The 11,473-nt window shown below is 53.6% G+C and carries 11 protein-coding genes; 8 read left to right on the forward strand and 3 right to left on the reverse strand.

Annotated elements, in window-relative coordinates:
- Nucleotides 1-293: 293 nt before the first annotated feature.
- Together ACO0K9_RS27695 and ACO0K9_RS27700 are read right to left on the reverse strand one after the other, a co-directional pair.
- A complete protein-coding gene (locus tag ACO0K9_RS27695) occupies nucleotides 294-593 on the reverse strand; it encodes a hypothetical protein (RefSeq protein ID WP_422990575.1) in 300 nt (99 codons plus the stop codon).
- A gap of 42 nt (nucleotides 594-635) precedes the next feature.
- A complete protein-coding gene (locus ACO0K9_RS27700; protein WP_422990577.1) occupies nucleotides 636-875 on the reverse strand; it encodes a hypothetical protein in 240 nt (79 codons plus the stop codon).
- A 179-nt stretch (nucleotides 876-1,054) separates the two neighbouring features.
- Here ACO0K9_RS27700 and ACO0K9_RS27705 point away from each other — a divergent pair, with 179 nt between their 5' ends.
- The 8 genes from ACO0K9_RS27705 (at nucleotide 1,055) to ACO0K9_RS27740 (ending at nucleotide 9,931) form a co-directional block, all read left to right on the forward strand.
- The gene (locus ACO0K9_RS27705; protein WP_422990579.1) at nucleotides 1,055-2,248 is read left to right on the forward strand and encodes a phosphoglycerate kinase; all 1,194 of its coding nucleotides are present in this window, start codon (nucleotides 1,055-1,057) and stop codon (nucleotides 2,246-2,248) included.
- 186 nt (nucleotides 2,249-2,434) lie between these two features.
- On the forward strand, nucleotides 2,435-3,868 hold the full coding sequence (gene pyk, locus ACO0K9_RS27710) for a pyruvate kinase (RefSeq protein ID WP_422990581.1): 1,434 nt from the start codon (nucleotides 2,435-2,437) through the stop codon (nucleotides 3,866-3,868).
- 57 nt (nucleotides 3,869-3,925) lie between these two features.
- Entirely contained in the window at nucleotides 3,926-4,990 is a 1,065-nt protein-coding gene (gene fba / locus ACO0K9_RS27715; RefSeq protein ID WP_422990583.1) for a class II fructose-bisphosphate aldolase, read from the forward strand.
- A gap of 299 nt (nucleotides 4,991-5,289) precedes the next feature.
- On the forward strand, nucleotides 5,290-6,186 hold the full coding sequence (locus ACO0K9_RS27720; protein ID WP_422990585.1) for a phosphoribosylaminoimidazolesuccinocarboxamide synthase: 897 nt from the start codon (nucleotides 5,290-5,292) through the stop codon (nucleotides 6,184-6,186).
- 2 nt (nucleotides 6,187-6,188) lie between these two features.
- Nucleotides 6,189-6,698, forward strand: coding sequence for a 5-(carboxyamino)imidazole ribonucleotide mutase (gene purE / locus ACO0K9_RS27725; protein WP_422990587.1), 510 nt, complete (start codon nucleotides 6,189-6,191; stop codon nucleotides 6,696-6,698).
- 260 nt (nucleotides 6,699-6,958) lie between these two features.
- Nucleotides 6,959-8,188, forward strand: coding sequence for a 5-(carboxyamino)imidazole ribonucleotide synthase (locus ACO0K9_RS27730; protein ID WP_422990589.1), 1,230 nt, complete (start codon nucleotides 6,959-6,961; stop codon nucleotides 8,186-8,188).
- Nucleotides 8,185-9,219, forward strand: a complete 1,035-nt coding sequence (locus tag ACO0K9_RS27735; RefSeq protein ID WP_422990591.1) for an L-threonylcarbamoyladenylate synthase — start codon at nucleotides 8,185-8,187, stop codon at nucleotides 9,217-9,219. Before ACO0K9_RS27730 ends, ACO0K9_RS27735 begins: the two co-directional genes overlap by 4 nt.
- A gap of 220 nt (nucleotides 9,220-9,439) precedes the next feature.
- The gene (locus ACO0K9_RS27740; protein ID WP_422990593.1) at nucleotides 9,440-9,931 is read left to right on the forward strand and encodes a rod shape-determining protein MreB; all 492 of its coding nucleotides are present in this window, start codon (nucleotides 9,440-9,442) and stop codon (nucleotides 9,929-9,931) included.
- Between the two features lie 74 nt (nucleotides 9,932-10,005).
- Here ACO0K9_RS27740 and ACO0K9_RS27745 read toward each other — a convergent pair whose 3' ends face one another.
- Entirely contained in the window at nucleotides 10,006-11,346 is a 1,341-nt protein-coding gene (locus ACO0K9_RS27745) for an MFS transporter (RefSeq protein ID WP_422990595.1), read from the reverse strand.
- Between the last annotated feature and the right edge of the window lie 127 nt (nucleotides 11,347-11,473).

Here is an 11,473-nt window from a genome sequence, read left to right on the forward strand (position 1 = left end):
CTCGTTTCATCTTACTCTGCCTTTCGCTCTCCAACGGGTTAGATTTCTGATGACGCGACATCTATCCTGACATGGAGGGGAAGCAAAGAAAGTATTTCGGCCGCCGGGCCGAGACCCGGCTTGTGTCCACGAAGAGCAATCGTTTCAATCAAAGTACAGCACAAAAACAACGCCACTGGAGCGTTAGCCCGGTGGCCTCCTGCCCGTACGCAAGATAGACGAAATGACGAATACGTGTTTGATAAGCACAGTGTTGCGCTGATAAAGCGTAGCCTGGCGAGGCCCGGCCCAACCTACAGCAACTGTTCGCCAAACATACCAACGTGCCAATACCACTTTTTATCTTTTATCCATGCAAGTTTGCTGCGTTCTGCGAGGACGCTAAGCGGTTTTAGATCGATTTGGTAACGAGTCAATATGCCGATCAATTCAAAAACAGAATCGCGGCTTAGCTTTCTTAGATCGAAATCGATTTGAAGTGAGCGATCAATACCTTGCATCGATTTCAATGCGGATATATCTCTTAAAGCCATGAAAAGACGTGCTTCGTCTTTCGTTGTATAAAATGTTGTGAGCTTAATTTGTATTTTCATTTTTTAGTAGTTTTGTTCTGTCATGTTGGTGTTTTCTTTTTATTATTGCATCTGGCCATTCTCTGGAACGACGATAATTAAATCATCGTAGTGAAGAGGGGCTTCCTGTCGATGGCAGTTCTTTGTATAAGTCGCTGGCAATAATTTCGATAAAACCCTGCAGCCACCACTTAATAAACCAACAAAAGCACGTACGTGCTCTTGCAGCCCAAGCGATCCTTCAGCGATGCAATACCACTCACCCAGCACCCCTGAATAATAATTTTGCACAATAAATGTCAATTTATTATCAAACTCTGCATTAAACTAGCGAAACCCGCTCAAAACGGTATGGTCTGCAACCTGCCTTTGGTAAAATAGCAGGCTGAGGACTTTTGCAATACTTATCTTGGCGTCATGTCATTGTCCCGACTGGCACAGACAGGATCGCCACCCTTCAACCTTGCCAATTCCATATCACGATGCAATTCAACCGACTCAGTGACCTGATCGCAGCTAACAAGCTTCAGGGCAAACGTGTTTTCATCCGCGCCGATTTGAACGTTCCCCAGGACGATAATGGCAATATTACCGAAGATACCCGTATCCGTGCCTCTGTACCAGCGATACAGCAGGCTTTGCAGGCAGGTGCAGCGGTGATGGTGACCTCGCATCTGGGTCGTCCAACTGAAGGTGAATTCAAGGCAGAAGATACATTGGCACCTGTCGCCAAACGTTTGTCCGAATTGCTGGGCGTGACCGTAGAACTGAAGCAAAACTGGGTCGATGGCGTCGATGTAGCGCCGGGCCAGGTGGTCTTGCTGGAAAACTGCCGCGTCAACAAAGGCGAAAAGAAAAATGACGATGCATTGGCGCAAAAGATGGCTGCTCTGTGTGACGTGTATGTGAATGATGCCTTTGGCACTGCCCACCGTGCAGAAGCAACTACCCACGGCATCGCCAAGTTTGCCGCTATCGCCTGCGCTGGGCCGCTGTTGTCGGCAGAGCTGGATGCATTGGGCAAGGCGCTGGGTCATCCGGCCCGCCCGCTGGTGGCGATCGTTGCCGGTTCCAAGGTATCCAGCAAACTCACTATTTTGAAATCGTTGGCAGACAAGGTGGATAAGCTCATCGTTGGCGGTGGCATTGCGAATACTTTCATGCTGGCGTCTGGCCTGAAAATCGGCAAGTCACTGGCAGAAGCTGATCTGGTGGAAGAAGCCAGAGCTATCATCGACATGATGGCCAGGCGCGGTGCGTCCGTGCCTATTCCTACTGACGTAGTTTGCGCCAAAGAATTTTCGCCAACGGCTGTAGCAACCGTCAAGGCAGTGGCGGATGTGCAGGATGATGACATGATCCTGGACATCGGCCCGACTACGGCAGCACTGCTGGCAGAGCAGATCAAGAAAGCTGGCACGATAGTCTGGAACGGTCCGGTAGGCGTATTTGAATTTGACCAGTTCGGCAACGGCACCAAGGTGCTGGCGCAGGCGATTGCAGATTCTGATGGTTTCTCCATCGCTGGCGGTGGCGACACTTTGGCAGCGATTGCCAAGTACAACATTGCAGACAAGGTCGGTTATATCTCGACAGGCGGCGGTGCTTTCCTGGAATTTTTGGAAGGCAAAACCTTGCCAGCAGTAGAAATTTTGTTGCAACGTGCTGTAAATTAAATTCAAGACCATTAACCACAGAGGCACGGAGACACAGAGAAAGGCAAGAGAAAATCTAAGAATTGTTCAGATAATCTGGGTTCAAATAATTATTTGCCTTTCTCTGCGCTCCTCTGTGTCTCCGTGCCTCTGTGGTGCGCTTTCAGGTTCTATGTAATCAACATATAAAAATTTTCAGGAGATCAGATGTCACGTGCCACCAAGATTGTTGCCACCATAGGCCCAGCTTCCAATGACTTGCCTACGCTCAAGCGTATGATACAAGCCGGGGTGAATGTGGTGAGGCTGAATTTTTCGCATGGCAAGGCGCAGGATCATATAGACCGGGCCAGCATGGTGCGCCAGGCAGCAGCAGAGTGTGGCCGTGAAATCGCCATCATGGCCGATTTGCAGGGGCCAAAAATCCGTATTGGCAAGTTTGAAAATTCTCGTATTCATCTGGAAAACGGTGACAAGTTCATCCTTGATGCTGATTGCGCCATGGGTGACCAGGAGCGTGTGGGCCTTGATTACAAAGCCCTGCCACGTGATGTCAGAAATGGTGATTTGCTGTTGCTGAACGATGGCCTGATCGTGCTGATCGTTGAAAAAGTCGTTGGCAATGAAATTCATACCATCACCAAGATCGGTGGCGAGTTATCCAACAACAAGGGTATCAACCGCCAGGGTGGTGGCCTGACAGCGCCGGCACTGACAGGCAAAGACATGGAAGACATCAAGACCGCCATGTCTTTCCAGGCAGATTATGTCGCCGTTTCTTTCCCAAAAAATGCGACTGATATGGAAATGGCGAGGCAGCTTTCGAACATCGCCGGTGAACCTTATAACCATAAACCCATGATGATCGCCAAGATAGAACGGGCCGAAGCGATCCCCCTGCTGCAAGAAATTCTGGATGCATCTGATGGCATCATGGTTGCCCGTGGTGACCTGGCGGTGGAAGTCGGCAATGCGGCCGTACCGGCCTTGCAAAAGCGCATGATCAAGATGGCGCGTGCTTCCAACAAGGTGGCGATTACTGCCACCCAGATGATGGAATCCATGATCGTCAACGCCGTGCCTACCCGGGCTGAAGTGTCAGACGTGGCCAATGCCGTGCTGGATGGCACCGATGCCGTCATGACGTCAGCAGAAACGGCGTCTGGCAAATACCCGATAGAAACTGTGGAGCAGATGTCGCAGATTTGCCTGGAAGCCGAAAAATTCCAGGAAAACAAGCTCGATGCTGATTTCCTCAACATGACTTTTACCCGTATCGACCAATCCATCGCGTATGGTGCATTGTTCACTGCCCATCATCTGGGTGTGAAAGCCATCGTGGCACTGACCGAATCGGGTTCCACTGCCTTGTGGATGAGTCGCCATAGCGTGGACGTGCCGCTGTTTGCACTGACCCCAAGTGTGGCAACCCAGCGCAAGGCAGCCTTGTACCGCAATGTCCAGACATTCAACCTGCCTTATTCCTCTGATAGGGAAGTGGTGTTGAAGTCTGCCGAAACTGTCTTGCTGAAAAACCACGTGGTCGCCAAAGGTGACATGATCGTGGTGACCTGGGGTGAACCCATGGGGCAGGTGGGTGGTACCAACGCAATGAAAATTGTCAGGGTCGGCGAGAATTAAGCGTGTTAAGCCCGTGTTATAAGGGCAAAGATTTTTTATAGCAATCTGGAGTTAATTATGCCTCTCGTATCCATGCGTCAATTGCTGGACCACGCCGCCGAAAACGGCTACGGTCTGCCAGCTTTCAACGTCAACAACCTGGAGCAGGTCACCGCCATCATGCAGGCCGCCGATGAAGTCGGCGCGCCTGTCATCATGCAAGCTTCTGCCGGTGCACGCAAATATGCAGGTGAAGCATTCTTGCGTCACCTGATCGAAGCGGCGGTAGAAGCCTACCCGCACATCCCCGTCGTCATGCACCAGGACCATGGCCAGTCGCCAGCAGTCTGCATGGCAGCCATCAAATCCGGCTTCACTTCGGTGATGATGGATGGTTCCCTGATGGAAGACGGCAAGAGCGTTGCCAGCTATGAATACAATGTCGAGGTGTCGCGTGAAGTGGTCAAGTTTTCTCACTCCATCGGCGTCACGGTAGAAGCAGAACTGGGTGTGCTCGGTTCTCTGGAAACCATGATGGGCGATAAAGAAGATGGTCACGGTGCAGACGGCAAAATGACACGTGAACAATTGCTGACGGACGTGCAGCAGGCTGCTGATTTCGTCAAGCAAACACAGTGCGATGCATTGGCAATTGCGATTGGTACTTCCCACGGTGCCTACAAATTCTCGCGCAAGCCTACTGGTGACATCCTGGCGATAGACCGCATCAAAGAAATCCACCAGCGCATTCCTAACACCCATCTGGTGATGCATGGTTCTTCATCCGTACCGCAAGAACTGCTGGACGAAATCCGCCAGTTCGGTGGCGACATGAAAGAAACCTATGGCGTGCCGGTGGAAGAAATCGTCATCGGTATCCAGAATGGCGTACGCAAGATCAACATCGACACCGACATCCGCCTGGCCATGACAGGTGCGATCCGTCGCTATATGTTTGAAAACCCATCCAAGTTTGATCCGCGCGATTATCTGAAGCCAGCCCGCGAAGCTGCCAAGCTGGTGTGCAAGGCACGCTATCTGTCTTTCGGTTGCGAAGGCCAGGCAGGCAAGATCAAGCCTTTGCCTTTGGATAAAGTGGCAGAGCAATACAAGAAAGGCGCTTTGGCGCAGATCGTCAATTAAGAAATAAGTTTATTTCCTCAACCCGGTGAGAGCCGGGATGAGGAAGCGAAGTGCAGGGTTTAGACAAAATTGTTGTGTGCGTCCGTAAATTTGCCGTGATATTCCCTCCCCTTCAAGGGGAGGGCTAGGGTGGGGATGGGTTTCCGTTGATTGGCCGTTATGTAATTTGCGGAAGAACCCCATCCCCATCCCAACCTTCCCCTTGAAGGGGAAGGGGCTAAAGCTAAAGCTAAAGCTAAAATCACCACCAATAACAATTTTGTGTAAACCCTATCCAGATCGAAATAAAGAAATCCCTCATGACTACGCAAATCAATTCCACTCTTCATTCGCTACCTTTACTAGGCCGTGGCAAGGTCCGTGACAATTATGCTGTCGGTGACGACAAGCTGCTTATCGTCACCAGTGACCGCCTGTCTGCATTCGACGTCATCATGAATGAACCGATTCCTGACAAAGGCCGGGTGCTGAACCAGATGGCGAATTTCTGGTTTGAAAAGCTTGGCCACATCGTACCAAATCACCTGACAGGCATTGCACCAGAATCCGTTGTTGCGGCGGATGAAGTGGCCCAGGTCAAAGGCCGTGCCGTTGTCGCAAAACGTTTGAAACCCATTATGGTAGAAGCCGTGGTCCGTGGCTATATCATCGGTTCAGGCTGGAAAGATTACCAGGATACCGGCGCCATCTGCGGCATACAATTGCCAGCAGGCCTGCCACAGGCAGCCAAGTTGCCAGCACCTATCTTCACCCCGGCTGCCAAGGCAGAAATGGGCGAGCATGATGAAAATATCAGCTATGCAGAAACCGAACAACGCATAGGTGCACAGCTGGCCGCCAGGATCCGTGACATCAGCATACAGCTTTATACTGAAGCCGCCGAATACGCCGCCACCCGGGGCATTATCATCGCCGACACCAAGTTTGAATTTGGCCTCGATGACAATGGTGTCCTGCACTTGATGGATGAAGTACTGACTGCCGATTCTTCCCGCTTCTGGCCCGCGGACTCTTATGCTACCGGCATTTCACCACCGTCTTTTGACAAGCAGTTCGTGCGTGATTATCTGGAAACCATCACCAGTTGGAAAAAAACTGCACCAGCCCCAGCCTTGCCGGGGGAAGTCGTGCAAAAAACTGCCGCCAAATACCGCGAAGCACTGGAACGGCTGACTGGCGAAAGCCTGAAGGATTGATGATGACCACTGCAAACAGCGCAGCAAACAAGGTCGTCGTCGGCGTCGTCATGGGTTCATCCTCTGACTGGGACGTGATGCAAAACGCCGTCGCCATCCTCAAGGAATTCGGCATAGGCTTTGAAGCCAAAGTCGTCTCTGCCCACCGCATGCCAGATGAAATGTTCACGTATGCAGAAACCGCGCGCGACAGAGGCCTGCGCGCCATCATCGCCGGTGCTGGCGGTGCCGCCCATCTGCCAGGCATGATTGCCGCCAAAACCATAGTTCCGGTATTGGGTGTGCCCGTGCCATCCAAATACCTGCGTGGTGAAGACTCGTTGCTGTCCATCGTGCAAATGCCCAAGGGTATACCGGTAGCGACATTCGCGATTGGTGAGGCAGGTGCAGCCAATGCCGCACTGGCCGCGATTGCGATGTTGGCGACGACTGATGATGCCCTGGCTTCCAGGTTGATCGAGTTCCGCGAAAAGCAAACGCAAGTTGCACGCGATATGGTGTTGCCGGTTTGAGTGTAAGTTGTTGTAGGTTGGGGTAATTTCGCATGTTGGGCTACCCTCGTGGGTCGGATTAACTTCGTAGGTTGGGCTACGTTTTACCGGCCCAACACTCGGCGTTTAAATAACGTATGCATTCGTTGAGGCCCAGCCCAACCTACGCGCCCGACCAACCAACGCACGCAACAAACAAGCTTCGATTCGCATAACACCCGCACCACCTTTGCTTTGTCCCATCCGGCAAAAATAAGCCAAGTTTGAAAACATTCACTACCATGACCAATCATCCACAGCCAACACAGCCACACCAGTCACGCCAACCCTTGTTACCCAATACCCCTGACAGTTGCCTGGGCATTATGGGTGGTGGTCAATTGGGGCGCATGTTTGCCCAGGCGGCCCAAGCCATGGGTTACCAGGTGGCCGTGCTGGAACCCGAAGCAGGCTGCCCAGCCGCGCAAGTGGCAGACCAGCATATCCAGGCTGGCTATGAAAACCATCCCGGCCTGATGGCACTGGCCAAGCTTAGCAAAGCCGTCACCACCGAATTTGAAAACGTCCCTGCAGACAGCCTTAGCCTGCTGGCGCAAAGCAGCTTTGTGGCACCCGCCGCGGCCTGCGTCTCCATCGCACAAGATCGTCTCGCAGAAAAACATTTCTTCACCCGTTGTGGCGCGACTACGCATGTTTATCCGGCACCGCACTGGGGCATTGCGAATCAAAATGATGTTGCCGGTGTCAAGGACGAACTCTTGCCCGGTATCCTGAAGACGGTACGCATGGGTTACGACGGCAAAGGCCAGGTACGTGTGCGTGACCGTGCCGAACTGGCCGCTGCCTTCGCCAGCATGAACGGCCAGGCCTGCGTGCTGGAAAAAATGCTGCCGCTGGCGTATGAAGTTTCCGTCCTGGTCACCCGCGGTGTTGATGGTGAAGCAGTGGTGTATCCAATTGCAGAAAACGTGCACCGTGACGGTATCTTGTTCACCACCGTTGCCCCCAGCACCCATGTGTCAGCAGATGTCGCCAGCAAGGCGCAAGCTGCCGCCCTGCACATCATTGCCGAGATGGCATATGTCGGTGTGCTGTGCATAGAATTTTTTGTGCTCAAGGATGGTAGCCTGGTCGTCAATGAAATGGCGCCGCGCCCACACAATAGCGGCCATTACACGATAGATGCCTGCGTCACCAGCCAGTTCCAGCAACAGGTCAGGGCGCTGGCCCAATTACCACTGGGCGATGCCCGTCAGCATTCACCCGCCGCCATGCTCAATATCCTGGGTGATGTCTGGTATGAAGGCGATACCGACAATATGCGTGAACCAGCGTGGGATAGGGTACTGGCATTGCCTGGCGCCCACCTGCACCTGTACGGCAAGGCAGAAGCCCGCCGCGCTCGCAAGATGGGGCACATCACCTTTGTCGCACCAAACATGGCCGAAGCACAGGACAATCTGGGTAAAGCCTGCGCCATCCTTGGCATAGCAGCACCGGAGTGGGCATGAAGTCCCAGGCTTGTACACCTGATGCAATTCTGCAAGCAGCGCAAGCACTGGAACGCGGCGAACTGGTTGCCTTCCCGACCGAGACTGTCTATGGCCTCGGTGCGGATGCAGAAAACCCAAGCGCCGTAGCCAACATCTACGCCGCCAAGGGTCGCCCTTCGAATCACCCCGTCATCGTCCACGTCGCCCCCGGTGCCGACATCAGCTACTGGGCCAAAGACATCCCGGCAGAGGCACACCGGCTCATCGCCGCCTTCTGGCCCGGTCCGCTGACCTTGATCTTGAAACGTGCTGACCATATTCCCGATGCCGTCTCTGGTGGACAAGACACCGTCGGCATACGCTGCCCATCACACCCGGTAGCACAAGAACTCTTGTTCGCTTTCAAGGCAGGCAAGGGCGGTGTGGCGGCACCATCAGCTAATAAATTCGGCCACGTCAGCCCCACCATGGCAGCCCACGTGGAAGAAGAATTTGAGCAAGAAATTTTACCCGGTGGCCTCATCGCCAGCATACTTGACGGCGGTCAGAGCGAAGTCGGCATAGAATCGACGATTGTTGACCTCAGCCGCCTCGCCACCCACGGCCCGGTGCTGCTGCGCCCCGGCCACATCACGGTCGCCCAAATGGCCGCTGTGTTAGGCACAACGCCCAGCGCCCCGGACGCCGCCGCCCCACGCGCATCCGGCACGCTGGACGCCCACTACGCACCACATACACCAGTGATTTTGATCGAAGCCGCTGAACTGGACGACACCGTCAACCGCCTGCATGCCAAAAACAAAAAACTCGCCCTCATGAGCTACCAGGTCCATCCCGCCATCCAGGCAGAAGCCTGGCGCCACCTGCCCGCCGACCCGGTAGGCTATGCACACGACCTGTACGCAGGCCTGCGTGAACTGGATCATGCGCAGGCAGACCTGATACTGGTTGAAGCACTGCCGCAGGAAAAAGACTGGCAAGGTGTGAATGATCGTTTGCGCAGAGCGGCGTTTGATTCGCGGGATGTGTTGCGGGGGATGTTGGAGTAAAGCAGATTGAGACTGGCCCACATTTCATCAGCCCAGCGTTTCATTTGCATGGGGCTAGACGATACCAGCCAAGATTCTGGAGTGGCCAGCATTTAGGTGCATTGTGTAGCATATATACTGAGGTCAACAGACAGTTTTTAGTCGGTATTAATTGACACTAAAGGGCACTAAAGGATATTAATGGGCACTTCTGGACCACTCTATAAATAAATTATTATTTATGTTCGACTTCATCAAACCAACTATTCTGTACGTCCAAATTTCCCCTGAGCAGTTAAGCGTCAGGGATGTTAAATCGGGCGAATGCATCTCAGAAGTGCCAGAGTTGGCAATCACTGCTGCACCGGATCAGAAAATTTTAGGTGTTGGTGCTGCGGCGCGCTCTGCGGCGACAAGCCAGATCGGTGCTCTCGTTGTCAACCCGTTCGCCCATCCCCGTTCGCTGGTATCTGATTTTACTGCGGGCCAACAACTCATCAAAGCATTTGTATCTCGTCTTGTGGGTGGATCACGTCTGGCCATGTCGCCAACTATCATTATCCACCCACTGGGCAATCCTGAAGGCGGCTTTACCCAGGTAGAAGGCAGGGCGTTTCGTGAACTGGGCATGGGGGTAGGTGCTGCGAAAGTCACGCTCTGGTACGGTGATGTCCTTACTGATCAAGAAATACTATCACATCAATTTCCGTCACATGGGCGGGTTATTGAATGACATTGGCTTGCGATCGGGTTGAGCTAGCGGACGCAATCCCGTTAGTTCGACCCGATCACGCCCTTGATTGCCCGTCAAATCCCGGAATCCAAACTTCGCTTCACAAGCACGCGTCCAATCCCGGCAATCACCAGCGCACCCACAACCATCACCCCCGCCACCATAAACGTAACCCGCATACCATCTGCAATCGCATCAGGCGCAGCCATCCTGATATCGCTGCTTGCCGAAGCAAACGCAAACACTGCTCCCATGAACGATGCACCGGTGATGAGGCCAAGATTGCGCGACAGGTTCAGCATGCCGGAAATGAGACCACGTTGCTCCGTACGTACATCACGCATGATGGCGGTATTGTTGGCGGCCTGGAATAGTTGGTAGCCGGGAGTCAGGATGGTGATGGCTGCGACGTAACCAGCTATGCCGAACAGGGACGGCAGCAGGGCCAGGGCGAATGCGCCGGTGGTCATGGCGATCAGTCCCCCGATGACAGTGCGTTGCGCACCGATGCGGTCAACAATGCGGCCAGCGACGATGCCACTGAACGCAGAGATAACGGGGCCAACCGACATCAGCAAGCCGACCACAGCATCGCTGAGAGCTAGCGATCTGGACAGGTAGAAGGGCCCGACCACCAGCGTTGCCATCATCACTGTTGAAACAAGTGCATTCATGCCCAGACTGGTACTCAATACAGGGTCGCGGAACATGTCTATACGCAGCAGGGGTGAGCTGACTTTTGCTTCAGTCAGCACAAACAGGGTCATGCCCAGGACGGTAGCCAACAGCAGCACCAGGTTCAGTGCGCCGAAGTGACCACGCCCCAGTGTCATGGCAAGTGCATAGGCCGACAGCGTCAGTGCCAGCAATAGTGTGCCGATATAGTCAAAACGCGCACCTGTTTTACTTTGTTGCTGGGGATCAGGCGGCAGATAGCACCGGGCAAGAATAAAACTCACTATACCCAGAGGCACATTGACAAAGAAGATGGCACGCCAGTTGAGTCCTGCGATCAGCACGCCACCCAGTGATGGGCCAAGGGCTGTGCCAACGGCAGACATGGTACCCAGCAAGCCCATGGCGCTGCCGGTTTTTTCTTTGCTGACGGTGTCACCGACAAAGGCCATGGTCAGCGCCATCATGATGGCTGCACCAAGGCCCTGCACTGCACGGGCAGTGATTAACGGGCTCAGTGTGGGGACAGCGCCGCACAGGGCAGAGGCGCAGGTGAACAAGGCAATGCCAGCCAGCAGCAAGCGTCTGCGGCCTATCAGGTCACCCAGGCGGCCGACGCTGACGATCAGGGTAGTAATGGCAAGCAGGTAGGCAAGCACCACCCATTGCACTTGCTGGAAAGAGGCGTTGAAAGCCTGGGTCAAGGTGGGTAAGCCCACATTGGCGATACTGGTACCCAGCCCTCCATGTCAGGATAGATGTCGCGTCATCAGAAATCTAACCCGTTGGAGAGCGAAAGGCAGAGTAAGATGAAACGAGTACGCTATACGGCAGAACAAAAGGAATGGGTAATTCAACAAATGATAC

It is taken from the genome of Undibacterium sp. Ji50W (assembly GCF_049340445.1).
Lineage (GTDB): Bacteria > Pseudomonadota > Gammaproteobacteria > Burkholderiales > Burkholderiaceae_D > Undibacterium.